Source organism: Pandoraea cepalis (genome assembly GCF_902459665.1).
Taxonomy (GTDB): Bacteria; Pseudomonadota; Gammaproteobacteria; order Burkholderiales; family Burkholderiaceae; genus Pandoraea; species Pandoraea cepalis.
Window position 1 is genome coordinate 53,510 of sequence record NZ_CABPSL010000005.1, and the last position, 24,220, is coordinate 77,729.

The 24,220-nt window shown below is 63.1% G+C and carries 24 protein-coding genes; 9 read left to right on the forward strand and 15 right to left on the reverse strand.

Annotation, left to right across the window (positions count from 1 at the left end; genetic code table 11):
* Positions 1–49: 49 nt before the first annotated feature.
* From asd to PCE31106_RS08760, 12 genes are all read right to left on the reverse strand, one after another.
* Entirely contained in the window at positions 50–1,180 is a 1,131-nt protein-coding gene (asd, locus tag PCE31106_RS08705) for an aspartate-semialdehyde dehydrogenase (RefSeq protein WP_083902239.1), read from the reverse strand.
* A 60-nt stretch (positions 1,181–1,240) separates the two neighbouring features.
* Entirely contained in the window at positions 1,241–2,308 is a 1,068-nt protein-coding gene (gene leuB / locus PCE31106_RS08710) for a 3-isopropylmalate dehydrogenase (protein ID WP_017233063.1), read from the reverse strand.
* A gap of 24 nt (positions 2,309–2,332) precedes the next feature.
* Entirely contained in the window at positions 2,333–2,983 is a 651-nt protein-coding gene (gene leuD / locus PCE31106_RS08715; protein WP_150563033.1) for a 3-isopropylmalate dehydratase small subunit, read from the reverse strand.
* A gap of 121 nt (positions 2,984–3,104) precedes the next feature.
* Positions 3,105–3,233: an entericidin A/B family lipoprotein gene (locus tag PCE31106_RS08720; RefSeq protein ID WP_017233060.1), complete on the reverse strand. Its 129-nt coding sequence runs from the start codon at positions 3,231–3,233 to the stop codon at positions 3,105–3,107.
* 55 nt (positions 3,234–3,288) lie between these two features.
* Positions 3,289–4,698, reverse strand: coding sequence for a 3-isopropylmalate dehydratase large subunit (leuC, locus tag PCE31106_RS08725; protein WP_150563034.1), 1,410 nt, complete (start codon positions 4,696–4,698; stop codon positions 3,289–3,291).
* A 281-nt stretch (positions 4,699–4,979) separates the two neighbouring features.
* Positions 4,980–6,281 (reverse strand): citrate synthase, encoded by a 1,302-nt coding sequence (gltA, locus tag PCE31106_RS08730; protein WP_026131784.1) that lies wholly within the window; start codon positions 6,279–6,281, stop codon positions 4,980–4,982.
* A 29-nt stretch (positions 6,282–6,310) separates the two neighbouring features.
* On the reverse strand, positions 6,311–6,583 hold the full coding sequence (locus PCE31106_RS08735) for an FAD assembly factor SdhE (protein WP_150563035.1): 273 nt from the start codon (positions 6,581–6,583) through the stop codon (positions 6,311–6,313).
* A gap of 10 nt (positions 6,584–6,593) precedes the next feature.
* Complete coding sequence (locus PCE31106_RS08740) at positions 6,594–7,298, reverse strand: succinate dehydrogenase iron-sulfur subunit (protein WP_026131782.1); 705 nt, start codon at positions 7,296–7,298, stop codon at positions 6,594–6,596.
* Positions 7,299–7,310: 12 nt separating this feature from the next.
* Positions 7,311–9,086, reverse strand: a complete 1,776-nt coding sequence (sdhA, locus tag PCE31106_RS08745) for a succinate dehydrogenase flavoprotein subunit (protein ID WP_017233055.1) — start codon at positions 9,084–9,086, stop codon at positions 7,311–7,313.
* Between the two features lie 3 nt (positions 9,087–9,089).
* Complete coding sequence (sdhD, locus tag PCE31106_RS08750) at positions 9,090–9,455, reverse strand: succinate dehydrogenase, hydrophobic membrane anchor protein (RefSeq protein ID WP_017233054.1); 366 nt, start codon at positions 9,453–9,455, stop codon at positions 9,090–9,092.
* Position 9,456: 1 nt separating this feature from the next.
* Positions 9,457–9,870, reverse strand: a complete 414-nt coding sequence (gene sdhC / locus PCE31106_RS08755; protein WP_026131781.1) for a succinate dehydrogenase, cytochrome b556 subunit — start codon at positions 9,868–9,870, stop codon at positions 9,457–9,459.
* 190 nt (positions 9,871–10,060) lie between these two features.
* Complete coding sequence (locus PCE31106_RS08760; protein WP_017233052.1) at positions 10,061–10,903, reverse strand: UTRA domain-containing protein; 843 nt, start codon at positions 10,901–10,903, stop codon at positions 10,061–10,063.
* A 340-nt stretch (positions 10,904–11,243) separates the two neighbouring features.
* On the opposite strand from PCE31106_RS08760, the gene PCE31106_RS08765 reads away from it, so the two are divergent.
* From PCE31106_RS08765 to PCE31106_RS08795, 7 genes are all read left to right on the forward strand, one after another.
* A complete protein-coding gene (locus PCE31106_RS08765) occupies positions 11,244–12,227 on the forward strand; it encodes a malate dehydrogenase (RefSeq protein WP_026131780.1) in 984 nt (327 codons plus the stop codon).
* Between the two features lie 346 nt (positions 12,228–12,573).
* A complete protein-coding gene (locus PCE31106_RS08770) occupies positions 12,574–12,756 on the forward strand; it encodes a hypothetical protein (RefSeq protein ID WP_150563036.1) in 183 nt (60 codons plus the stop codon).
* 43 nt (positions 12,757–12,799) lie between these two features.
* Positions 12,800–13,297 carry a hypothetical protein gene (locus PCE31106_RS08775; protein WP_150563037.1) on the forward strand — a complete coding sequence of 166 codons (498 nt, stop codon included), beginning with the start codon at positions 12,800–12,802 and terminating at the stop codon, positions 13,295–13,297.
* A gap of 210 nt (positions 13,298–13,507) precedes the next feature.
* Positions 13,508–16,216, forward strand: coding sequence for an aconitate hydratase AcnA (gene acnA / locus PCE31106_RS08780; RefSeq protein WP_150563038.1), 2,709 nt, complete (start codon positions 13,508–13,510; stop codon positions 16,214–16,216).
* Positions 16,217–16,422: 206 nt separating this feature from the next.
* Positions 16,423–17,910, forward strand: coding sequence for a DNA-3-methyladenine glycosylase 2 (locus tag PCE31106_RS08785; RefSeq protein ID WP_150563118.1), 1,488 nt, complete (start codon positions 16,423–16,425; stop codon positions 17,908–17,910).
* Complete coding sequence (locus tag PCE31106_RS08790; protein WP_017233046.1) at positions 17,907–18,470, forward strand: methylated-DNA--[protein]-cysteine S-methyltransferase; 564 nt, start codon at positions 17,907–17,909, stop codon at positions 18,468–18,470. The genes PCE31106_RS08785 and PCE31106_RS08790 overlap by 4 nt, the downstream gene beginning before the upstream one ends.
* Positions 18,471–18,605: 135 nt before the next feature.
* Entirely contained in the window at positions 18,606–19,784 is a 1,179-nt protein-coding gene (locus PCE31106_RS08795; protein WP_017233045.1) for a DUF2863 family protein, read from the forward strand.
* Positions 19,785–19,885: 101 nt separating this feature from the next.
* Here PCE31106_RS08795 and trmB read toward each other — a convergent pair whose 3' ends face one another.
* Entirely contained in the window at positions 19,886–20,635 is a 750-nt protein-coding gene (gene trmB, locus PCE31106_RS08800; RefSeq protein WP_150563039.1) for a tRNA (guanine(46)-N(7))-methyltransferase TrmB, read from the reverse strand.
* 314 nt (positions 20,636–20,949) lie between these two features.
* Between trmB and PCE31106_RS08805 the strand changes: the two genes are divergently transcribed.
* Complete coding sequence (locus PCE31106_RS08805; protein WP_150563040.1) at positions 20,950–21,612, forward strand: BspC domain-containing protein; 663 nt, start codon at positions 20,950–20,952, stop codon at positions 21,610–21,612.
* A gap of 44 nt (positions 21,613–21,656) precedes the next feature.
* Here PCE31106_RS08805 and PCE31106_RS08810 read toward each other — a convergent pair whose 3' ends face one another.
* Together PCE31106_RS08810 and yaaA are read right to left on the reverse strand one after the other, a co-directional pair.
* Positions 21,657–22,805 carry a M14 family metallopeptidase gene (locus PCE31106_RS08810; protein ID WP_150563041.1) on the reverse strand — a complete coding sequence of 383 codons (1,149 nt, stop codon included), beginning with the start codon at positions 22,803–22,805 and terminating at the stop codon, positions 21,657–21,659.
* A 65-nt stretch (positions 22,806–22,870) separates the two neighbouring features.
* Complete coding sequence (yaaA, locus tag PCE31106_RS08815) at positions 22,871–23,650, reverse strand: peroxide stress protein YaaA (protein ID WP_017233041.1); 780 nt, start codon at positions 23,648–23,650, stop codon at positions 22,871–22,873.
* Positions 23,651–23,697: 47 nt separating this feature from the next.
* Between yaaA and PCE31106_RS08820 the strand changes: the two genes are divergently transcribed.
* Positions 23,698–24,210 carry a putative toxin-antitoxin system toxin component, PIN family gene (locus tag PCE31106_RS08820; protein WP_017233040.1) on the forward strand — a complete coding sequence of 171 codons (513 nt, stop codon included), beginning with the start codon at positions 23,698–23,700 and terminating at the stop codon, positions 24,208–24,210.
* Positions 24,211–24,220: the final 10 nt, after the last annotated feature.

The following is a 24,220-nucleotide window of genomic DNA, read 5'->3' on the forward strand; positions in this document are numbered from 1 at the left end:
CGGCCTCGCGGGCCGCCGTTCTTCACGCCTTACCGATGCGCTGCGACGCTCAAGCGTCGAGCAGGATTCGCAGCATGCGGCGCAGCGGTTCCGCCGCGCCCCACAACAGTTGATCGCCAACCGTGAATGCCGACAGGTACTCCGGCCCCATCGACATCTTGCGCAGGCGACCGACCGGAATCGTCATCGTGCCGGTCACCGCCGCAGGCGTCAAATCGGTCATCGACGCTTCACGCGTATTCGGCACCACCTTCACCCAGTCATTGGCCTGGCCGATGATGTCCGTCAGTTCGTCTAACGGCACATCCTTGGTCAACTTGATGGTCAGCGCCTGGCTGTGGCAACGCATCGCACCGATGCGCACGCACAGACCGTCCACCGGAATAGCGCGGGTGTTCGGGAAACCGTCGCCCAGCCCCAGGATCTTGTTGGTCTCGGCACCGCCCTTCCACTCTTCCTTCGACTGACCGTTGCCCAGATCCTTGTCGATCCAGGGAATCAGGTTGCCGCCCAGCGGCACGCCGAATTGCTTGGTCTCGTCGGCCGTGAGCGCGTGTTGCTTCGCGAGGACCTTGCGGTCGATCTCGAGAATGGCCGAGTGCGGATCATCCAGCAACGCCTTGACTTCGGCGTTGATGCTACCGAACTGCGTGAGCAGCTCGCGCATGTGCTGCGCGCCGCCGCCCGATGCCGCCTGATACGTCATCGACGTGAGCCAGTCGACCAGACCATGCTGGAACAGACCGCCCAGCCCCATCAGCATGCAGCTCACCGTGCAGTTGCCGCCGACGAAGTTCTTGGTGCCCTTGCTGAGCGAGTGCTTGATCACGTCGAGGTTGACCGGATCGAGCACGATGATCGCATCGTCCTTCATGCGCAGTGTCGAGGCCGCGTCGATCCAATAGCCGCTCCAGCCCGCCGCGCGCAGCTTCGGGAAGATCTCGGTCGTGTAATCACCGCCCTGGCAGGTAATGATGATGTCGCACTTTTTCAGCTCGTTGACATCATTGGCGTCTTTCAGCGAAGTCTCGTTCTTCGCCATCGACGGGGCTTTTCCGCCCGCGTTGCTGGTGCTGAAAAACACCGGCTCGATCAAGGCGAAGTCGTTCTCCTGTTGCATGCGCTGCATCAGAACCGAACCGACCATGCCCCGCCAACCTACCAGACCTACGGTTTTCATTTATCCACTCTCTTATCGTTGCAATTGCGCCGAGGGGCGTCTCTCGACGCCCCGTCAACGTTATAGCGCGGCAACCACTGCCGCGCCCATCTCGCGCGTACCGACCTTGGTCGCGCCTTCCTGCCAGATGTCGGGCGTGCGCAGACCTTGCGCCAGCACCTTCTTCACCGCATTCTCCACGCGATCGGCCTGTTCCGCACGGCCCAGCGTGTAACGCAGCATCATAGCCGCCGACAGGATCGTGGCCAACGGATTGGCGACACCCTTGCCGGCGATATCGGGCGCCGAACCGTGCGACGGCTCGTACAGCCCCTTGTTATTCGCATCCAGCGACGCCGACGGCAGCATGCCGATCGACCCCGTGAGCATCGCGGCCTCATCCGACAGAATATCGCCGAACATGTTGCCGGTCACCACCACGTCGAAGTTCTTCGGCGCCTTGACCAGTTGCATCGCGGCGTTGTCGACGTACATGTGCGAGAGTTCGACCTCCGGATACTGCTTGGCGACCTCGATCATGGTGTCGCGCCACAGTTGCGACGTCTCGAGCACATTGGCCTTGTCCACCGAACACAAGCGCTTGTCGCGCTTGGCTGCGGCCTGAAATGCGACGTGCGCGATGCGCTCCACTTCCGGCACGCTATACCGCATGGTATCAAAACCTTCGCGCGCCCCTTCGAAAGCGCCATCGGGCGACTGGCGGAAGCCCTTCGGCTGGCCGAAGTAGATGTCGCCGTTCAGCTCACGAATGATCAGGATATCGAGCCCTGCCACGATTTCCGGCTTCAGGCTCGATGCATCGGCCAGTTCCTTGTACAGGATGGCCGGACGGAAGTTGGCGAACAGCTGCAGATGCTTGCGCAGCCCCAGAATCGCCTGCTCGGGACGCAGTGCGCGCTCGAGCGAATCGTATTTCCAGTCGCCCACGGCGCCGAACAGAATGGCATCCGCTTCCTTGGCGAGCTTGAGCGTGGCGTCCGGCAGCGGATGACCCGCCGCCTCGTAGCCGGCGCCGCCCACGGGCGCTTCTTCCAGTTCAAACGTCTCGCCAAGTGCGTTCAGCACATTGACGGCTTCCGTCACGATTTCCGGACCAATGCCGTCACCCGGCAACACTGCAATTTTCATGCGATCTCCTTGTGTGCGCGGGCCTCAGCCCGGCAGGCGCGTTGCGAGCCACGGCTGCTTGGCGAGCCGCTCGGCCTCGTAGGCGCGAATCTTGTCGGCGTGACGCAGCGTCAGGCCAATGTCGTCGAAACCGTTCAACATGCAGTACTTGCGGAACGGCGCGATGTCGAACTCGTAAGCGCGACCGTCGGGCGTCATCACCGCTTGCTTGTCCAGATCGATGGTCACCTGAAAGCCGTTGAACGCGGCGGTCTCGTTGAACAGGTGATCGACCTGCATCTCCGACAACGCGATCGGCAACAGCCCGTTCTTGTAGCAGTTGTTGAAGAAGATGTCGGCGAAGCTCGGCGCGATGATCGCGCGGAAGCCGAATTGCTGCAACGCCCACGGGGCGTGCTCACGCGAGCTGCCGCAGCCGAAGTTCTTGCGTGCGAGCAGCACCGTGGCGCCCTGATAACGCGGCTGATTGAGCACGAAGTTCGGGTTGAGCGGACGCGCGCTGCAATCCTGGCCCGGCTGGCCGACATCGAGATAACGCCACTCGTCGAACAGGTTCGGACCGAAGCCCGTGCGCTTGATCGACTTCAGGAATTGCTTGGGGATGATCGCGTCGGTATCGACGTTTTCGCGATCCAGCGGCGCCACCAACCCCGTATGGACGGTAAATTTTTCCATCACGAACCACCTGATCAAAACAGTTCGGCTGCGGCCGCGCCCGGAGAGCCCTGGCCGTCAAAACCGGAAATTTCGTAGGTGCGCACGCGCGGCGAATGCCCGCGCGATGCGCACCGTCGCATCACTTCTTCGCGGCGTTCTCGAGGGCCGAGCCGGCGGCTTGCGTATCCTTGCCGAGGCCCGCCATCGTGTTGCAGCCCGCCACGCCCAGCACCAGCATCGCACCGATCAGCATCCACAGTTTCTTCATGGTTTTTTCTCTGTCAAAGACGATGTCAAACGACGGTTATATCGATGCGAGCGCGTCAGACCAGACGACGCACGTCGACGAAATGGCCTTCGATGGCGGCGGCCGCGGCCATCGCCGGACTCACGAGGTGCGTACGCCCGCCCGCGCCCTGACGGCCTTCGAAGTTACGATTCGAGGTCGAGGCGCAACGCTCGCCCGGCTCCAGACGGTCGGCATTCATCGCCAGACACATCGAGCAGCCCGGCTCGCGCCATTCGAAGCCGGCGGCCTTGAAGACCTGATCCAGCCCTTCCTGCTCGGCCTGATGCTTCACCAGCCCCGACCCGGGCACGACCATCGCCAGCCGCACGTTCGGCGCCACACGGCGACCGAGCGTCTTCACAACGTATGCCGCCGCGCGGATATCTTCGATACGCGAGTTGGTGCACGAGCCAATGAACACCTTGTCGACGTTGACACTGGCCATCGGCGTGTTCGGCGTCAGCGCCATGTACTCGAGCGCGCGCTCCATGGCACTGCGCTTGACCGGGTCTTTTTCCTTCTCGGGATCCGGCACACGGTCTTCGATACTCACGACCATCTCTGGCGACGTGCCCCAGCTCACTTGCGGGCGCAACGTGTTCGCGTCGATCTCGACCACGTGGTCGAACGCGGCGCCCGGATCGGTGTGGAACGTACGCCAGTAGGCTTCGGCCTGCTGGAATTCCACGCCCGAGGGTGCGAACGGACGGCCCTTCACGTACTGGATCGTCGTGTCGTCCACCGCCACCAGACCCGCACGCGCACCGGCCTCGATGGCCATGTTGCACACCGTCATCCGGCCTTCCATCGTGAGCGAGCGGATCGCCGAGCCGGCGAATTCGATCGTGTAGCCCGTGCCGCCGGCCGTGCCGATCTTGCCGATGACGGCCAGCACGATGTCCTTGGCGGAACAACCGCGCGGCAGCGTGCCTTCGACCTTCACGAGCATGTTCTTGCTCTTTTTCATGAGCAGCGTCTGCGTGGCGAGCGTGTGCTCGACTTCAGACGTGCCGATGCCGAACGCCAGTGCACCGAACGCGCCGTGCGTGGACGTGTGCGAATCGCCGCAGACCACCGTCATGCCGGGCAGCGTGGCGCCCTGCTCCGGGCCGATCACGTGCACGATGCCCTGACGCAGGTCGTTCATCTTGAATTGGGTGATGCCGAAGCTGTCGCAGTTGTTGTCGAGCGTGTCGACCTGCAGACGCGAAATCGGATCGGCGATACCTTGCGTGCGGTCGGTGGTCGGCACATTGTGATCCGACACCGCGAGATTGGCAGACAGTCGCCAGACCGGACGCTGCGCGAGTTTTAGCCCCTCAAACGCCTGCGGACTGGTCACCTCGTGCAACAGATGACGGTCGATGTAGAGCAACGTAGTGCCGTCGTCCTCGGTATGCACGACATGTGCATCCCACAATTTGTCATACAGCGTCTTGGCCATGATAAAAACGCGGGGCTAAATATCGTTGTAGGAACAAACGTCGTTCCGTGAACTTTTGATTATGCCATAGCGCTTTCGCGCCGGCGGAATACGAAATCCCCGGGAAACCGGGCGGTAAACGCACGATCAACCGGGGATTTGTGCGAATCACGGCAGCTTGTGCCGTGGCTTCGAATATAGCGCAACGAGGGCTCGTTGCGGCGCCGCACCGCCTTGCCGTTTCGGCAAGGTTGCGGTGCCGGCACGGCAAGGAGGCGCCGTGCCGAACGCCTCCGACAGGCTTAGCGCTTGTCGATGGTCGCGACTTCGCGCGGCGTGTGGCCGATGAACAGCTGACGCGGACGACCAATCTTCTGGTCCGGCTCACCGATCATTTCGTTCCACTGCGCGATCCAGCCCACGGTACGGGCCAGTGCGAAGATGCAGGTGAACATCGACGTCGGGATGCCCAGCGCGCGCTGAACGATACCCGAATAGAAGTCGACGTTCGGGTACAGCTTGCGCGACACGAAGTATTCGTCTTCCAACGCGATCTTCTCGAGCTGCATGGCCAGCTTGAACAGCGGGTCGTCGTGCAGGCCCAGTTCGTTGAGCACTTCGTAGCACGTCTCGCGCATGAGCTTGGCGCGCGGGTCGTAGTTCTTGTACACGCGGTGACCGAAGCCCATGAGCTTCACGCCCGAGTTCTTGTCCTTCACCTGCTTGATGAATTCGGGGATCTTGTCCGGCGAACCGATCTGCTCGAGCATGTTCAGCGCGGCTTCGTTCGCACCGCCGTGCGCCGGGCCCCACAGACACGCGATACCGGCAGCGATACAGGCGAACGGGTTGGCACCCGACGAACCGGCCAGACGCACGGTCGACGTGGAGGCGTTCTGCTCGTGATCGGCGTGCAGGATCAGGATGCGGTCGAGGGCGCGCACCAGCACGTCGTTGACCTCGTACTCTTCGCACGGGTTCGCGAACATCATGCGCATGAAGTTCGCGCTGTACGACAAGTCGTTGCGCGGATACACGAACGGCTGGCCGATGCTGTACTTGTACGCCATCGCGACGAGCGTCGGCAGCTTGGCCATCAGGCGGATGGCCGAGACTTCGCGGTGCGTCGGATTGTTGATGTCCAGCGAGTCGTGATAGAACGCCGACAAGGCGCCGACCGAACCGGTCAGCACAGCCATCGGGTGCGCGTCACGACGGAAACCGCGGAAGAAGAAGTTCATCTGCTCGTGCACCATCGTGTGACGGGTCACGGTCTTGACGAATTCGTCCTTCTGCTGGGCGTTCGGCAGTTCGCCCTTGAGCAGCAGATAGGAGGTCTCGAGGAAGTCGCAGTGGGTGGCCAACTGCTCGATCGGGTAGCCGCGATACAGCAGCTCGCCCTTGTCGCCATCGATGTACGTGATGGCGGAATTGCACGACGCCGTCGACATGAAGCCCGGGTCATACGTAAACTTGCCGGTCTGGCCGTACAGCTTGCGGATATCGATTACATCCGGGCCCATCGTTCCCTGATAGATCGGCAGTTCGACGCTGGGCGAACCGTCAGAGAAAGATAGGGTGGCTTTAACATCAGACGGAGTCATATCGCTTCCTCAAAAAAATACTTAAACCCCTACACGGCACGCAAAAGCGCCAGCAGGCGCTGCACGTCCGGCCCGTCCAGATCCGCGTCGGGCTCTTTACGCGCTAGCAGCAGATCCATCAAATCGTTGTCGCTCAAATCGAGCAACCTGGTGAGGGCGCCCACATCCTCGTCGGTCATCGAGGCTTCGTACTTCGCGAAGAAGCGTTCGAGAATGAGGTCGTTTTCCAGCAAACCGCGGCGTGCCCGCCAACGCAGGCGGGCACGTTTGACCGGATCGGACTGGTGATTGGTATCCGGCATGATCGCTAGGTCAGACGGCGCGACGCACCATCAGCTCCTTGATCTTGCCGATGGCCTTCGTCGGGTTCAAACCCTTCGGGCATACATCCACGCAGTTCATGATCGTGTGGCAGCGGAACAGGCGGTACGGATCTTCCAGGTTGTCCAGACGCTCGCCGGTGGCCGTGTCGCGGCTATCCGCAATAAAGCGATACGCCTGCAGAAGACCGGCCGGACCGACGAACTTGTCCGGATTCCACCAGAAGCTCGGGCACGACGTGGAGCACGACGCGCAAAGAATGCATTCGTACAGACCGTCGAGCTCATCGCGCTGTTCGGGCGACTGCAGACGCTCCTTCTCCGGTGCCGGCTCGGGGTTGATCAGGTACGGCTTGATCGAGTGGTACTGGTTGAAGAAGTGCGTCATGTCGACGATCAGATCGCGAATGACGGGCAGCCCCGGCAGCGGCTTCAGCACGATCTTGTTCGGCAGATCGTTCATGTTGGTCAGGCAGGCCAGACCGTTCTTGCCGTTGATGTTCATCGCATCCGAACCGCACACGCCTTCGCGGCACGAGCGGCGGAACGCGATGCCTTCATCGAGCTTCTTGAGCTTGACCAGGGCGTCGAGCAGCATGCGCTCATGACCGTCGAGTTCGACCTCGTAGGTCTGCATGTACGGTGCGGCATCCTTGTCCGGATCGTAGCGGTAGACTTCAAAAATACGTTTCATGATCTTGCGAATCCCTTAGAACGTCCGCGCCTTGGGCGGAACCGAGTCGACGGTCAGCGGCTTCAACTGCACCGGCTTGTAATCCAGACGGTTGCCTTCGCTGAAGAACAGCGAGTGGCGCATCCAGTTGGCGTCGTCGCGCTCCGGATAATCGCTGTGCGCGTGCGCGCCACGGCTTTCCTTGCGGGCTTCGGCTGCGATCATGGTGGCCTTGGCCACTTCGATCAGGTTGTCCACTTCCAGCGCTTCCATGCGCGCCGTGTTGAACACCTTCGACTTGTCCTTCAGGTGAACGTGCGACACGCGCTCGGCCACTTGCTTGATCTCGTCCACGCCTTCCTTGAGCAGGTCGGACGTGCGGAACACGCCGGCATGCTTCTGCATCGTCGCGCGGATGTCGTTGGCGATGTCCTGTGCGTACTCGCCCGTGCTGGAGGCTTCCAGACGGCCCAGACGCGCCATGGCGTTGTCGCCGGCATCGGCGGGCAGCGGCTTGTGCTCGCCGTGGTTCTTCACGAAGTCGACGATGTGGTTACCGGCCGCACGGCCGAACACCACGAGGTCGAGCAGCGAGTTCGTGCCCAGACGGTTGGCACCGTGGACCGACACGCACGAGCACTCGCCCACGGCGTAGAAGCCGTTGACCGGGGTCGATTCGCCGTTTTGCTGCACGACAACCTGACCGTTGTAGTTCGTCGGAATGCCACCCATCTGGTAGTGGATGGTCGGCACGACGGGGATCGGTTCCTTGATCGCGTCGACGTTGGCGAACTTCAGGGCGATTTCGCGAATCGACGGCAGGCGCTTCATGATCGTCTCGGCACCGATGTGCGAGAGGTCGAGCAGCACGTAGTCGCCGTTCGGGCCGCAGCCACGGCCTTCCTTGATTTCCTGGTCCATCGAGCGCGACACGAAGTCACGCGGCGCCAGATCCTTCAGCGTCGGGGCATAGCGCTCCATGAAGCGCTCGCCGTTCGAGTTGCGCAGAATACCGCCCTCACCGCGCACGCCTTCGGTAATCAGCACGCCCGCACCGGCCACGCCAGTCGGGTGGAATTGCCAGAATTCCATGTCTTCGAGCGGAATGCCCGCACGCGCGGCCATGCCAAGCCCGTCACCGGTGTTGATGAACGCGTTGGTCGAGGCGGCATACACACGGCCGGCACCGCCGGTCGCGAACAGCGTGCACTTGGCTTCGAGCAGGTAGACTTCGCCGGTTTCGAGTTCGAGCGCCGACACACCGAGCACGTCGCCGTCTTCGTTGCGAATCAGGTCGAGCGCCATCCACTCCACGAAGAAGTGGGTCTTGGCCGCCACGTTCTGTTGATACAGCGTGTGCAGCAGCGCGTGACCGGTACGGTCGGCGGCCGCGCAAGCGCGCTGGACCGGCTTCTCGCCGTAATTGGCCGTGTGACCGCCGAACGGGCGCTGGTAGATCGTGCCGTCCGCGTTACGGTCGAACGGCATGCCGAAGTGTTCCAATTCGTAGACGGCGTTCGGCGCCTGACGGCACATGAACTCGATCGCATCCTGGTCGCCGAGCCAGTCGGAGCCCTTGATGGTGTCGTAGAAGTGGTAGTGCCAGTTGTCTTCGCTCATATTGCCGAGCGAGGCGCCAATGCCGCCCTGAGCGGCCACGGTATGCGAACGGGTGGGGAACACCTTGGACAGCACGGCGACCGACAGACCGGCCTTGGCCAGTTGCAGCGACGCGCGCATGCCCGAACCACCTGCGCCCACGATGACAACGTCAAAGCGACGACGCGGCAGCGAATTTTTAATTGCAGCCATTCTTTACACTCTCCACAGAATCTGCGCGGCATAGCCAGCACACGCCAGCAGCCAGACGATCGTCAACGTGTACAGCGCCAGTCGCACACCGACCGGCTTGACGTAGTCCATCCAGATGTCGCGCACACCGACCCACGCGTGATAGAACACCGCGAGCAGCGTGACGAACGTCGCCAGCTTCATCCACTGATGCGAAAAGATGCTTGCCCAGCCTTCGTAGGAGAAATCCTTGGCGGTGAAGAACCACACCAGCAGGATCACGGTGTACACGGCCATGATGACCGCGGTCAGACGCTGCGCCATCCAGTCGCGCAGGCCGTAGTGGGCGCCGACGACCAGGCGCTTCGAACCGATATTGTTCTGTGCCATCTTAGAACGCTCCGAACAGCTTGAGGGCGACGGCCAGCGTCAGCACCAGCGACACGACCAGCACGACCACGGCCGAATTCTTGCCGCCTTCCTTGCTCACGGCGTCGTGATTGAAGTCCATGCGCAGATGGCGCACGCCGGCGCAGAAGTGCTGCAGGAAGCCCCACGACAGTGCCAGGATGACAAGTTTGACAAACCAGTTGGAGGCGATGCTTCGCAGAACGTCGAAGCTGAGTTCCGACGTGAGGCTCTGTTCGAACAAATAAAGCGCGAACGGCAACAGAAGGAACAAGATCACACCGCTAATACGGTGCAGAATGGACACGATCCCAGCCAGCGGGAGACGGTACGAGACAATCTGTCCAATACCGATATTCCTGTAGACTGGCCGCTCTTTTTTTACCACTTCAGCCATGCTAGACCCCATGTAGTTACATCAGCCCCAGATTTTAGCGCCGATTCTAGTGCGTTGCACCATACCGGTTCCAATGCTCCGGAAATTCCTGCCGGCAGCACGCACTCCGCCGCCTCTCATGCTCGACTTTCAGGCACTCACCGGCCACGACGCCGGCTCGCCCCTGGGAAGTCACCACCCTCTCAATGCGTCAACTCAATTCGTTCTGGTAATGATGTTCCGTCGTCACGTACCAGCCCCGGCGCACTTCCACCGGCTTGTCCCCATAAGTGTAGGAAACGCGCTCGACGCTCAACAGCGGGAACCCCTTCGGCACCTTGAGCAGATCGGCGGTCATGTCGTCCGCGGCCACGGCGCGAACTTTTTCCACGGCGCGAATCATGCGTGTGCCGAATTCATCTTCGAACAGGCCGTACATCGGCCCCTTGTATTCATTCAGCCTTTCCGCCGTCAAGCCGCGGAAAAGTGCGCCCGGCAACCAGATTTCGTCGAGCACCGTGGGACGGTCCGAGAAATCCATCATGCGGCGGATCAGAATGACGCCATCGCCTGCGCGCAAATCGAGCTGGCGCGCGATTTCCGCCGGCGCACGCATACGGCGGCACTCGATCAGGCGGCTGGGCGGGTGATGGGGTTCGCCCGAATCGGGCGCGAGTCGCAGAAACCGGAACTGCACCCGGTCCTCGTGATGGGTCGCGACGAACGTGCCGCGCCCCTGACGGCGCACAAGCAGGTTTTCTGCAGCCAGCTCGTCGATGGCTTTGCGCACCGTTCCCTGGCTCACCTTGAAACGGGCGGCCAGCTCGACTTCGCTGGGAATGATTTCGCCGGGCTTCCATTCGCCGGCTTGCAGACCCTGGGTAATGAGCCCCTTGATCTGCTGGTACAGCGGGCTGAAGGTCGGCGACGCCCCTGCCGAAGCCGCACTCTGCGGGGCCTGGGAGGCCGGTGCGGCGTCACGCGCGCTGTCCGGTCGCTGCGGAGCATCGACAGGCGTCGTGGGGTTGGATGTGTCGCGAACATTCGCATTCATGGCGGCGATTTGACCACAAATCAAGACCTTCGTCTATCGAATAACAGCAATAATCCTATGTCTTATATAAGACATAAGATACAGTTGACATTCGTTGTGGTGACTCCTACACTGGCGCGGGCTAACAGGGGCCTGCAGACGCAGCACGACTATCTTATAAGAGAGTCCGGCGCTTCGCACTTATTCACGGCAGTCGACCCCGCAGCCCGCAAGCTTCCGTAGGTCAAGGAATTTTAGGGGCTTTGTGTGACGCGGCGCTGTCAGCCTGGCGAAAATGCCACCCGGACGGCGAGCTTACTCCGAGCTTCGCAGGAATTTGTACACGTCTGGAGAGATTCTCATGGCAAAACCCGCAATGCGTGTCGCCGTCACCGGCGCCGCTGGCCAAATCGGCTACTCCCTGCTGTTCCGCATCGCCAATGGCGACATGCTCGGCAAGGATCAGCCCGTCATCCTGCAACTGCTCGACCTCCCGCAAGCTCAAGCCGCCGTCAAGGGCGTTGTGATGGAGCTGGAAGATTGCGCATTCCCGCTGCTCGCCGGCGTGGTTGTGACCGACGACCCCAAGGTCGCCTTCAAGGATGCCGACGTCGCCCTGCTGGTGGGTGCCCGTCCGCGCTCGAAGGGCATGGAGCGCAAGGATCTGCTCGAAGCCAACGGCGCAATCTTCACGGTGCAGGGCAAGGCCCTGGATGAAGTCGCCAAGCGTGACGTCAAGGTGCTGGTCGTCGGCAACCCGGCCAACACCAACGCCTATATCGCCATGAAGTCGGCACCGAACCTGCCGAAGGAAAACTTCACCGCGATGCTGCGCCTGGACCACAATCGCGCCCTCTCGCAACTCGCCGCCAAGACCGGCAAGCCGGTCGCGAGCATCGAGAAGCTGGCCGTGTGGGGCAACCACTCGCCGACGATGTACGCCGACTACCGCTTCGCCACGATCGACGGCCAGAGCGTCAAGTCGATGATCAACGACGACGTGTGGAACAACGACGTGTTCCTGCCCACGGTCGGCAAGCGCGGCGCCGCCATCATCGAAGCCCGTGGCCTGTCGTCGGCCGCTTCGGCAGCCAACGCGGCCATCGACCACATCCATGACTGGGTGCTGGGCTCGAACGGCAAGTGGGTCACGATGGGTATCCCGTCGGACGGCTCGTACGGCATTCCGCAAGACGTGATCTACGGCGTGCCGGTGATCTGCGAAAACGGCAAGTACAAGCGCGTGGAAGGCCTCGAGATCGACGCCTATTCGCGCGAAAAGATGAACTTCACGCTCAACGAACTCGAAGAAGAGCGCGCTGGCGTGGCACATCTGCTGGGCTAATCCCCCAGGGACTCGACCCCGGACGCCGTCATAAGCGTCGTCGGGGGCCGAAACTGCGCCGGCGGCTTACCCCCACTGCCGGCGCAACTCCCGCGATCGACGGAACGGCTTTAACGTCCGCAGCCCAGTGACGACATTTTGCGCAACGGTCCGCGCCATCTATCGCGCTATGACCCCGGCACGACGTCACGCAACACCGAGCGATTTCTTGGCCAAGCCAATGCCACGCCTGACTGCCGCACCCCGCGCGCCACACCGGACGACCGGTGAGCGCGCAATGCCCGCAGCGAGCGCGCCGCATGATGCCCGGCGTTGGCTTCGCCAAGCTTCCCGCCCGACCCCCGTCATGTCCTCGCTCGACAACGGCTTCACGCGCGAGCGCCGTCCGGCCCCGCGCCCTCTCGAATTCCGCACTGCAACACCCCGTTCAACGACGCCGGTCCGTACCGCCGACGCCAATGGCGCTTCGCACGAAGGAATTGAAAAAATTTGTACGGTGACGCCGACCAACGCAAACTTCGTACGATAATCTGCGTTTTTGTCGCACCTTACCTATTGTTTGGAGATTCACCATGAAGAAGCTTTGCCTGACCGTGTTGGTCGCCCTTTGCTCTGCCGCCATCGTGCCCGCCGCGTTTGCCACTGAACCGGCCAGCAAGACGACGGCCAAGAAGGCCGCACCGAAGAAGAAGCTCAAGCACGCGCCGGCCAAGAAGAAGGCGACCGTTGCCGCTACGCCGGTGCAACCGGTGGACGGTTCGGAACTGTGGAGCTGCAAGGAAAACGAGAAGCTCTTTATCAAGGGCGACATGAAACGCGACCAGGTGCTCACCATGTTCTGGGAAGGTCGCAACTACAAGCTGCCGCGTCAGCAGACGACGACCGGTGCAGACCGTTTCTACGACGCCGCCAGCGGTTTGGATCTGGTGGTGATTCCGGCCAAGGCCATGCTGTTCACGCACCGTGATGGCGGCAGCCGACTGGCCGACGAGTGTTTGACGCGCGAAATGGCGGAGCACGACAAGCTCGCCCCGACGCAATCGGTTCAACTGATCAATGTGACCAACTGAGCCACGCTCGGTTGACATCGATCGCTCGAGGCGCCGGCCGCTTTCCTGTTGCCGCCTCGGCATGACATGCAGTCCCCGGCGTACCGGTTACGCCGGTCGCTCGCCGTACCGGCATCGACACGGGCGCCCACGCCGGCGCCCCTGCGATGCCGGGTTTCATCGAATGGCATTACCACCGCTTCGTTTTTCTGTATCACTCAAGGAAAGATCATGGCCCACAACCTCCACAAAACGCTTAAAGAGTTCAAGCTCGGCGGCGACAAGAAAGGCAAGTTCTACTCGCTGCCCCAACTGGGTAAAGCCCTGGGTGTGAACGTCGAACGCCTGCCGGTGTCGATCCGCATCGTGCTCGAGTCGGTGCTGCGCAATTGCGACGGCAAGAAGGTCACCGAGGCGCACGTCCAGCAACTGGCCAACTGGAAGCCGAATGCCGAGCGCGTCGACGAAATCCCGTTCGTCGTGGCACGCGTTGTGCTGCAGGATTTCACGGGCGTACCGCTGCTGGCCGATCTGGCCGCGATGCGTAACGTTGCCGAGCGCCAGGGCAAGAACCCGAAGCGCATCGAGCCGCTCGTGCCGGTGGATCTGGTGGTTGACCACTCGGTCACGATCGATCACTTCCGCGAGAAGAAGGCGCTCGACCTGAACATGAAGCTGGAATTCCAGCGCAACAACGAACGCTATCAGTTCATGAAGTGGGGGATGCAGGCGTTCGACACATTCGGCGTCGTGCAACCGGGCTATGGCATCGTGCACCAGGTGAACCTGGAATACCTCGCCCGTGGCGTGCACAAGAAGGACCACGTGTTCTACCCGGACACCCTGGTCGGTACCGACAGCCACACGACCATGATCAACGGTATCGGCGTGGTGGGCTGGGGCGTGGGCGGCATCGAAGCCGAAGCCGGCATGCTGGGTCAACCGGTGTACTTCCTCACGCCTGACGTTGTCGGTGTGGAGCTGACGGGCCGTCTGCGCGAAGGCGTGACCGCCACCGATCTGGTGCTGACGATCACGGAAATGCTGCGCCGCGAGAAGGTCGTCGGCAAGTTCGTCGAATTCTTCGGCGAAGGCACGACGAGCCTGGCGCTGCCGGACCGCGCCACCATCGCCAATATGGCGCCGGAATATGGTGCCACGATGGGCTTCTTCCCGGTCGACGAAAAGACGATCGACTACTTCAAAGGCACGGGTCGCACGAAGTCGGAAATCGACGCCTTCGAATCGTACTTCAAGGCCCAGAAGCTGTTCGGCATTCCGAAGAAGAACGACATCGACTACACGAAGACGCTGTCGCTGGATCTGGGCACGGTGGCACCGTCGCTGGCGGGTCCGAAGCGTCCGCAGGACCGCATCGAAATCGGCAACGTGAAGTCGACGTTCAAGGACCTGTTCACGAAGCCGGTCGCCGAGAACGGTTTCAACAAGACCGAAGCGCAGTTCGACACAACTTACAAGACCGCTGGCGGCATCGACGTGAACAACGGCGACGTGCTGATCGCGGCCATCACGTCGTGCACGAACACGTCGAACCCGAGCGTGCTGCTCGCGGCCGGCCTGCTGGCCAAGAAGGCGGTGGAAGCCGGCCTGAAGGTCGCACCGCACATCAAGACGTCGCTCGCCCCGGGAAGCCGCGTGGTGACCGAGTACCTCGAAGCGGCCGGCCTGCTGCCGTACCTCGAGAAGTTGGGTTTTGGCGTGACGGCCTACGGCTGCACGACCTGTATCGGTAATGCTGGCGATCTGACGGCCGAGCTGAACGACGTGATCGTGAAGAACGACATGGTTGCCGCCGCCGTACTGTCGGGCAACCGTAACTTCGAAGCGCGCATTCACCCGAACATTCGTGCCAACTTCCTGGCGTCGCCGCCGCTGGTCGTGGCCTACGCCATCGCCGGCAACGTCACGCGCGACCTGATGACCGAGCCGGTCGGCAAGGGCCGTGGCGGAAAGGAGATCTTCCTGGGCGACATTTGGCCGACCAGCGAAGAAGTCCAGAAGCTGATGAAGTTCGCGATGAACGCGAAGACCTTCAAGGCGAACTACGACACTGTGAAGGATCCGAGCCCGCTGTGGGCCAAGGTCAAGGGTTCGAAGGGCCAGGTCTACGATTGGCCGGGTTCGACGTACATCGCCGAGCCGCCGTTCTTCGAAGGCTTCACGATGGAGCCGAACGCCGACATCAAACCGATCCATGGCGCGCGCGCGCTGGGCGTGTTCGGCGACTCGGTCACGACCGACCACATCAGCCCGGCCGGCTCCATCAAGGAAAGCTCGCCCGCAGGCAAGTGGCTGCTCGAAAACGGCGTGCTCAAGGCCGATTTCAACAGCTACGGCTCGCGTCGTGGTAACCACGAAGTGATGATGCGCGGCACGTTCGCCAACGTGCGCATCAAGAACCTGATGATCCCGGTGCAGGCCGACGGCTCGCGCGTGGAAGGCGGCCTGACGATTCACCAGCCGAGCGGCGAACAGTTGTCGATCTACGACGCTGCGATGAAGTATGTCGGCGAGAACACCCCGACGGTGGTGTTCGGTGGCGAAGAGTACGGTACGGGTTCGTCGCGTGACTGGGCGGCCAAGGGCACGCAACTGCTGGGCGTGAAGGCGGTCATCGCGCGCTCGTTCGAGCGTATCCACCGCTCGAACCTGGTCGGCATGGGCGTGCTGCCTTTGCAGTTCAAGGGGTCGGACAGCGCCCAGTCGCTGGGCATCACGGGCGAAGAAACGTACGACATCGAAGGTCTGTCGGCCGATATCAAGCCGCAACAGGACGTCACGCTGGTGATCCATCGCAAGAACGGCGACACGCAAAAGGTGCAAGTCCTGCTGCGTATCGACACACCGATCGAAGTGGATTACTACAAGCATGGCGGCATTCTGCCGTTCGTGCTGCGTCAGTTGTTGGCCGCTGCCTGATCAGCCACGCTGTCATGACCCACGCTGCCGGGTGACGATTCGTTGCCCGGCAGACTGCAAAACCCGGCCTCGTGCCGGGTTTTGTCTTGTTGGGAGGATGTGTCGCTGTCATGTCCGAAAATGACTAGCGCCTCATACGCCTCGCGCGTAGAGTGGCGGGCATAGTCTCTGCCCTCTTGCCGCCGGACCCACGCCGCCCCATGTCCATGCCCCTCGATCCCGAAGTCTGCTACAAGGCCGTCAGCGCTCGCGACCGGCGCTTCGACGGTTGGTTCTTCGTCGGCGTGTCGTCGACCGGCATCTACTGCCGGCCGGTGTGCAACGTGCGCACGCCCCGCTTTGAAAATTGCTCGTTCCATGGCAGCGCCGCCGCTGCAGAGAAGGCTGGCTTTCGTCCGTGCCTGAAATGCCGTCCCGAACTCGCACCTGGCCTCGCCCGTTTCGACGCCACCCGCGAACTCGCCGACGCCGCAGCCGCCATGATCGACGAAGGCTTCCTCAATCACGCCGGCCTCCCCGCCCTGGCAGCCCGAATCGGCATCACGGAACGCCATCTGCGCCGCATCTTTGCGGACGAATTCGGCGTCTCCCCAGTCGAATACGCGCAGACGCAACGACTTCTGCTGGCCAAGCGTCTGCTCACCGATACGGTCATGCCCGTCACGGAGGTCGCCCTCGCCGCCGGCTTCGGCAGCGTTCGACGCTTCAACGGTCTCTTCAAGACCCGCTACGGCTTCGCCCCCGGCCGGCTCCGCCTGAACGCGCGCCACGATGCCCTTCCCGACAGCGATCTCGTGTTCCAGCTCGCTTATCGACCGCCCTTTGCCTGGCACGCCCTGCTCGATTTTCTCGGCAACCGTGCCATCGAAGGCGTCGAGCGGCGCGAGGGCGACGTCTATACCCGCACGCTGAGCCTCGAACGCCAGGACGGGCAGACGGCCACGGGCTGGTGTCGCGTCACCCCGCTACCGGATCGCCATGCGCTTCAGGTGACATTGCCGCCCACGCTGGCCGGCAGCGTGCCGCAGGTGCTGGCCAAGCTTCGACATTTGTTCGATCTCGGCGCGCGCCCGGACGTAATCGACGCTCACCTCGGCCCACTCGCCGCGGCGACGCCCGGCCTGCGCGTCCCGGGGGCGGTCGATGGTTTCGAGATCGCCGTGCGCGCCATCGTCGGCCAGCAGATCACCGTCAAAGGCGCCCGACGCCTGCTCGGCCGGCTCGCGCAACGCTTCGGCACGCCCCTGCCCACCCCAGCGCACGGTCTGACGCACACGTTCCCGAGCGCCGCGCAACTCCTCGCCGTGCGCCCCGACGCCCTCGGCGAAGCCGGTATCATTCGGAGTCGCATCGCCGCCATTCACGGGGTGGCGCAGGTGATCGTCGATGGCCGCTTGCGGCTGGATCCCCTCGCGCCCCTGGACGCCACAATGGCGGCTCTGCTCGCGATCAAGGGCATTGGCCCCTGGACGGCGCAGTACATCGCAATGCGCGCGCTCGGCTCTCCCGATGCCATGCCGGTCGACGATCTGGTGCTGCGTCAGGCGCTCGGCGCGGCCGATGGGCGCGCCGTCGCCGCGCGGGCGGCACAATGGGCGCCATGGCGGGCGTATGCCGCGCTGCACGTCTGGCGCGCGGCAGCACAGGGACCGGCGGGCCAGCCGGTCGAGACGTTGCAGGAGGTGTGCGCATGACCCACTACGAAACGTATTACGACAGCCCGCTGGGCGACATGCTGCTCGTCGCCAACGGCGACGCCCTCACCGGCGTGTATTTCTCGCATCAAAAGTATTTTCCGCCAGCGGGTGATACGCGCCGCGATGGCGCCGACGTCGCGGTCCTGCGTGACGCGAAGCGCCAGCTCGACGAGTATTTTCACGAAGGACGACGCACCTTCGATCTGGCGCTGGCGGCGCAGGGCACGCCGTTTCAGCAAGGCGTCTGGGCCGAACTGCAACGCATTCCGTTCGGCGAGACACGCAGCTACGGCGACCTCGCGCACGCGTTGGGCGACCTCAACAAGTCGCGCGCGGTCGGTGCCGCGAACGGTCGAAATCCGATCGCGATCATCGTGCCCTGCCACCGCGTGATCGGCGCAGACGGCACCCTCACCGGCTACGCCAGCGGCGTCGAGCGCAAGCTCGCCTTGCTCTCGCTGGAAGGGGCCGCGCTCGCCCCGGTGACAGGTGCCACGCTGGCGGCCACGCGTCGAACCCGACTCTCGGCACCCGCCAATCTCGCGTTCGATTTCTGACGGCCCCGGGGCGGCAAGGCCGCGCCATGTCGTCATTTTCAGGGCCGGCACGATACAATCGGTGCGCGCGTCCCATCAATCGCGTTCACGCATGCCGTACAATCGTGAGTCCATGTATTTCTGCTTTGCACGACTATGCGCTCACGCACCGCCAAACGACTGACCCCCGACGCTGAAAAGCTGGTCGGCCACGCGCTCGCGCTCGCTGCCTCCGGCAGCCGTATCGAAGACCGCTTCTGGGAAGCCCAGCTCGACACGTTGCTCACGCGCGTGCTGCGCACCGGTAACCAACCGGCCATCGACGCCGCCCTTGACCATCTCCAGGCCAACCACAGCGAGGCCTATGGCGCGCTCGCCGATCTGATCGAGTCGCAAAGCGAATCCGCCGAACCGGAAGCCGAAGGTCAGGTGTGGGACGGTCTGCTCGTCGCCATCCCCATCCTCGCCTGGACCCGTTACGCGATTCCCTCGGGGCCGGTGAAAGCCGACGCGCTCATGCCCGTTCGCGCGCACCTGCACGCTCACGTGCTGGCCGAACCGGCGCGCGTGACCATTTCGCCGTATCTCTACAGCATCGACCAACTGCCGCGCACGCACTGCGAGTCGTGGAAGGTCACGCAGCAATTGGTACGCGCGGCGGTCGAGAACACCGAAGTCAAGCAACCCGGCAGCGACCTGCCGGAAACGGCCCCGATTCTCGCCGACCCGCGCTTCCTGCTGGCGGCCGTCAGCGTACCCAAGGGCGCGCCGATGTTCCGTTGGCAGGAAGAAGGGGCGCGCCACGCCGAACGCGGTCAATGCCAGGAGGCATGGTCGACGCAGGGCGGCCCTAACCTCAATGCGCTGCTGCCTGGCTGCGAAATCGAGTGCCTGCTGCCCGACGCCTATTACGCGAGCTGCCGCGAAGCCGACGAGCGCATCCGGCCCCACACGATCCGCACGGCGCTGCGCTATCTCGAAGACGTGCTCACCCTCACGCCGGCCGAGCTGCGCGCCGTGGTGGCGGGCTTCGGCGAGCAGAACATTGACGAGTACCGCATCGGCTTCACGCAGCGGGGCAGCAACGACGTCATCTATGGGGTCGTGTGGCCGCTGTACGGTCGCGAGAATGGCGAGATCGAAGGCGGCGCGCTCGAGGAAGTCGCCGATCTGCTCAAGGCCTGCGGTGTGACCGAGATTCGCAAGCACCCGGGGCGCTTCGATCCGGAGTATTGCGACGATTGCGGCGTGCCGTTGTATCCGGATCCGGTGGGCGAAATCGTGCATGCGGAAATGCCGGAGGACGCCGAACCGAGCCGTCCGCATTTCCACTGATCGGCCGCGCGTCGAAGCGACGCGAGACGACAGCAAGACAATGGCCGTGCCTGATCAGCGCACGGCCATTTTATTTGGGCGACGCGTTCGGCGTGCTCCGCCTAATCACCCGGTGCCGATGGCAATGGCAATGGCGATGGCAATGGCGATGGCGATGGCGATGGCAACGACGACGGCAACGTCACGACACATCGATGCAGCCCATGTCCCGATGCAAGATACTTGCGCTCGAACGGCGTCATCGGGATGACGCCCCCCTCAGGCGTCCAGACCTCGACGACCGGACGCACACCGCAGAGCCACTCGACGGCCAACGCCATTTCCTCGATGTAGAGATCCCAGTTGCTGCGGCACTCCAGCACGCCGCCGAGCGCCACCACCGTGGGGAACACCGCGTGAGCATGCCAGCGTCGGGCGAGTTGGCCGATCTTCGGCCACGGGTTCGGATAGAGAAGGTAATGACGTGCCGGGCGAATGTCGGCCTCGAACAGTTGCCGCCAGAAGTCGACCAGATCGGCCCGCACCCACACGAAGTTCTCGGGCCACGCACCGCCCCACCAATCCTTGCCGCGCACGATGCGGCTCTCCGATTGATCGATGCCAATGACGAAGTGATCGGGAAACTGCGTGGCCAGGCGCAACGTGCTTTCGCCGACACCGCATCCCGCATCGATGATCAGCGGTGCGGCGCCGGCGCTGCGCCACGCGACGATGGCGGCCTCGAACGCCCCCGCGCTGTAGGCGGCGAGCGGCTTGCGAAAGACCGCGTCGCGATGACGACTGACGAGCGCCGCCAGTCTGTCGTGCGGGCCGGTTTGAGCACTGGCCACGGTGCGTGAATTTGCGAACATGCTGAAATGAAGAAACGCGGGGCGAACGAAAGGCGTGCCTGCCGCATGCACGAGGTTTTCTGCGCGGCGACGCGTCGGTCAGGCCCGCATTGTAGCGCTCTGTAACTTTCGCGGTCAGTCCTGTTACGTCTGAGGACTTGCCCGGCGGGCGTCGGCGACTTTTTTTCGGTTAAGATGGGAGCCGCTTTGCCGTTGTCTATCATAATGCGGTCAAGCCTCTTCGCGAGCGGCGCGTGCCGAAGACGCCTACGATGGGTCGTCGCATGCCCGCATTGCTCTGCAATGCCTTAGCGCCCCCGAGAATACTTCAAGCAATGTCGAATCGATTTTTTCAACGCGCCGCCGGCGTCGTGATGCGCGCCGCGCGACAGGTCGTCGCAGCCGCACAGGCAGCACCCATCGCATCCGTCGTGTCCGTCGCTGTCCCGCTCTGCCTGTGCGCCGTTGCGGCCCCGGCACAGGCCTTCACCCTCGAACAACATCGCGCGCTGGTCGAGCAGTTCGTCAACACGCGTCACGCCGATCCGCTGGTGGCCGATTGCGCCGCGCACGCGAGTTTCGTCGTTGCCACACTGCCTGGATATGAGAGCGTCGAGTATGCCGACAACGCGCTCGATTCGGAGCACGCCAAGGTCTTGCCGTGGTCAGGGCCGTTTGACGACCACAAGCAACGTGTGGACGTCACGCAGATGGTCGAACTCGACGGCATCGGCAAGCGCACCAGCGGTCAAACGGACAACATCCATATTCGCTGCGGCTACGCCGACGGTCGCATGATGGGCTTCAACTATACGTCGCCGCTATCACAGGTCGAACAGCCGGTGAAGCGCGCCAAACGCGGCAGCACACACGGCAAGGTGAAGCACGCGGCCGCGAAATCGGGCAGGCATGGTACCTCGTCCAAGGCGTCGCGCGGGAAGTCGTCGGCAAAGTCGAGCAGCACCAAGAAGACCGCGACGAAAAAGAAATCGCACTGAGCGCCGGGTGACGGCCAGCGCTCGCGCTGACCGTCCGTCCCCTCTCACGCGTTATCGGCCTGCATCTGTGCCCAGATCGCGGCAAGCATCGACGCGCCCAACGCGGCGCTTCGCGCGCCGCTCCACCCGACGTGCGGATCGGGACGGTTCGCGTTGTCCTTGAACGGCATTTCGAGCGTGAGCGACAGGCAGCCGAAGCGATGGGCGACCCACTTCGACGCGAGCTTGAGCGAGTCCGGCCCGTGTTTGCCCGGCGGATAGCCGAACTTGTCCTGGAAATCGAGGCTCGCCGCCTTCAGGCGCTCGCCGAACGCCTTCTCGCGCGCGAGTGTCTCGTCAGTCGCCCACTCCACGCCGTCGTTGCCCGCCAGGAATACGTAGGGCAGCGCCTCGTCGCCGTGAATATCGAAGAACATGTCGCAGCCGAGCGTCTCGATGGCTGCGCGCACGTGATACACCTCGGGGCTGCGCATCGGGTCCGGCGCCAGCCACTCGCGATTGAGATTCGCGCCCACCGCATTGGTACGCAGATGGCCGCGCGCCGAGCCGTCCGGATTCATGTTCGGCACGATATGCAGCACCGCTTCGTCGAGCACCGCCGTGGCGAGCGGATCGCCCGCCCAGTCGCCCGCCCCGAGCAGGCGGCGCAACAGTCCTTCCACGAACCACTCCGCCATCGTTTCGCCGGGATGCTGACGCGCGATCACCCAGAGATTGCGCTTGCCCGCGCGCGGTTCGCCCACGGTGAGCAAGGTCATATCCCGCCCGTCGACGGTCTGCCCCAACGAGCGCGAACTCACCCTCTGCGAGTTCTGTGCCGTGCCGAGCAGTGCCAGGTGACGCTCCTCGGCATACGGCTCGAAATACGCGAGATACACGCTGTCGTGCGCCGGCGTGAACGACACCGTCATGACCTTCGCGTCGTACGAGGTCGGCACGCGAAACCAGCTCACGCGATCGTACGACGCCACCGCGCGGTAGTTCTCCCAGCCGCGCGGATACGACGTTTGCCCCGCGTTATCGAACACGATCCGGCACGGCGTACCGCCCACCCCCTGCACACGGAAATGGAACCACTGCGCAAATTCTGCGGCACCGTCCCGGGCAATGCGGACGTGAATGTCGTCGGCACGCTCGGCACTCACCACCTCGATGGCGCCGCTATCGAACTTGCTGCTGATCTGGACAGTCATGACTTGTCTCGCTGGCGGAAATCAAAAACCCCGGGCACTTGCCCAGGGTCGAAGGCTCACGAACGTCAGGCCACGCGACGGCGGAAGACCCAGAGCGCGTCGTTCGAGACCGTGTCGTCGAACGCGTAGCCTTCGCTGTCGAAGGCCTTGAGCTGCTGCACGTCGGTCACGCCGCGCTCGATGGCGTAACGCGCCATCAGACCGCGCGCGCGCTTGGCATAGAAGCTGATGATCTTGTACTTGCCGCTCTTCCAGTCCTCGAACACCGGCGTGATCACCGGCGCGGCCACCAGACGGCGCTTGATGACCTTGAAATACTCTTCGGACGCCAGGTTCACGAGCACGCGACGCGTCTCGGCGTGCTCCGCGAGCGACGCGTTGATCGTCTGCGTCACACGCTCGCCCCAGAACGCGTACAGATCACGCCCGCGCTTATTGGCAAAGCGCGTGCCCATCTCCAGACGATAGGGCTGCAGCAGATCGAGCGGGCGCAGCACGCCGTACAGGCCGGACAGAATGCGCAGATGTTTCTGGGCGAAGTCGAGCTGCGTGGCGCTCAGGGTGCGGGCCGCGAGGCCCTCGTAGACGTCGCCGTTGAAGGCAAGCACGGCCTGCTTCGCATTGCTCGTGTCGAAGCGGGCGTTCCAGTCGGCGTAGCGGGTAACGTTGAGCGCGGCAAGTTGATCGGAAATGCTCATGAGCGAGCCCACCTGTGCCGGACTCAGTTCGCGCAGACCGTCGATCAGTTCGGCCGCGTCGTCGACGAACTGTGGCACGGTGTGCGTGCTCACGTGCGGCGGCGTTTCGTAGTCGAGTGATTTGGCCGGCGAGAGAACAATTATCATATCGGGTGCAGCGTCCCTGCGAAAACGAGAAACCGACATTCTATCCAATGCTTCAGAACGCTGTTGCCACGCCCGCCGAACGGGCCTTCGCCGACCATCTCGATACGCTCGCCACACCACCGCGCGTGGTGCTCGACACCAATGTCTGGATCGACTTGCTCGTCTTCGACGACCCCATTGTGCGTCCGGTCCGCGATGCCCTCGTCGAGCGTCGCCTCACGGCGCTCATGGCGTCGCGCTGTCGTGACGAACTCGCCGTGGTGCTTACTTACCCGCAATTCGCGTCGCGCGAAATCGACAACGACGCCGCGCTCGCCTGGGTCGACGCCAACACGCATCGCATCGTCGTGCCGGAAGACGCCGCGCCGGGCGCCCCGCTGCCATTGTGCCGCGACCGCGACGATCAGAAATTCCTCGAGGCCGCACGAGACGGTCATGCACACTGGCTCGTCAGCAAGGACAAAGCGGTGCTTAAGCTGCGCAGCCGGGTAGCGCGCCAGTTCGGCTTTCGCATCGTGACGGCGAGCGCGTTCGCGTCGCTGCTCAACGCGAACGGGTAATGTCCGAAAG

Coding starts and splice junctions, on each gene's coding strand:
- gltA (WP_026131784.1), bottom strand. CDS start 6,281: ATGACTCCGTCTGATGTTAAAGCCACCCTATCTTTCTCTGACGGTTCG.
- PCE31106_RS08775 (WP_150563037.1), top strand. CDS start 12,800: ATGAAGAAGCTTTGCCTGACCGTGTTGGTCGCCCTTTGCTCTGCCGCC.
- PCE31106_RS08810 (WP_150563041.1), bottom strand. CDS start 22,805: ATGACTGTCCAGATCAGCAGCAAGTTCGATAGCGGCGCCATCGAGGTG.
- acnA (WP_150563038.1), top strand. CDS start 13,508: ATGGCCCACAACCTCCACAAAACGCTTAAAGAGTTCAAGCTCGGCGGC.
- PCE31106_RS08820 (WP_017233040.1), top strand. CDS start 23,698: ATGCTTCAGAACGCTGTTGCCACGCCCGCCGAACGGGCCTTCGCCGAC.
- leuD (WP_150563033.1), bottom strand. CDS start 2,983: ATGGAAAAATTTACCGTCCATACGGGGTTGGTGGCGCCGCTGGATCGC.
- PCE31106_RS08805 (WP_150563040.1), top strand. CDS start 20,950: ATGTCGAATCGATTTTTTCAACGCGCCGCCGGCGTCGTGATGCGCGCC.
- PCE31106_RS08760 (WP_017233052.1), bottom strand. CDS start 10,903: ATGAATGCGAATGTTCGCGACACATCCAACCCCACGACGCCTGTCGAT.
- trmB (WP_150563039.1), bottom strand. CDS start 20,635: ATGTTCGCAAATTCACGCACCGTGGCCAGTGCTCAAACCGGCCCGCAC.
- PCE31106_RS08770 (WP_150563036.1), top strand. CDS start 12,574: ATGTCCTCGCTCGACAACGGCTTCACGCGCGAGCGCCGTCCGGCCCCG.
- PCE31106_RS08720 (WP_017233060.1), bottom strand. CDS start 3,233: ATGAAGAAACTGTGGATGCTGATCGGTGCGATGCTGGTGCTGGGCGTG.
- sdhD (WP_017233054.1), bottom strand. CDS start 9,455: ATGGCACAGAACAATATCGGTTCGAAGCGCCTGGTCGTCGGCGCCCAC.
- PCE31106_RS08795 (WP_017233045.1), top strand. CDS start 18,606: ATGCGCTCACGCACCGCCAAACGACTGACCCCCGACGCTGAAAAGCTG.
- yaaA (WP_017233041.1), bottom strand. CDS start 23,650: ATGATAATTGTTCTCTCGCCGGCCAAATCACTCGACTACGAAACGCCG.
- PCE31106_RS08790 (WP_017233046.1), top strand. CDS start 17,907: ATGACCCACTACGAAACGTATTACGACAGCCCGCTGGGCGACATGCTG.
- sdhC (WP_026131781.1), bottom strand. CDS start 9,870: ATGGCTGAAGTGGTAAAAAAAGAGCGGCCAGTCTACAGGAATATCGGT.
- sdhA (WP_017233055.1), bottom strand. CDS start 9,086: ATGGCTGCAATTAAAAATTCGCTGCCGCGTCGTCGCTTTGACGTTGTC.
- leuC (WP_150563034.1), bottom strand. CDS start 4,698: ATGGCCAAGACGCTGTATGACAAATTGTGGGATGCACATGTCGTGCAT.
- PCE31106_RS08765 (WP_026131780.1), top strand. CDS start 11,244: ATGGCAAAACCCGCAATGCGTGTCGCCGTCACCGGCGCCGCTGGCCAA.
- leuB (WP_017233063.1), bottom strand. CDS start 2,308: ATGAAAATTGCAGTGTTGCCGGGTGACGGCATTGGTCCGGAAATCGTG.
- asd (WP_083902239.1), bottom strand. CDS start 1,180: ATGAAAACCGTAGGTCTGGTAGGTTGGCGGGGCATGGTCGGTTCGGTT.
- PCE31106_RS08735 (WP_150563035.1), bottom strand. CDS start 6,583: ATGCCGGATACCAATCACCAGTCCGATCCGGTCAAACGTGCCCGCCTG.
- PCE31106_RS08785 (WP_150563118.1), top strand. CDS start 16,423: ATGCCCCTCGATCCCGAAGTCTGCTACAAGGCCGTCAGCGCTCGCGAC.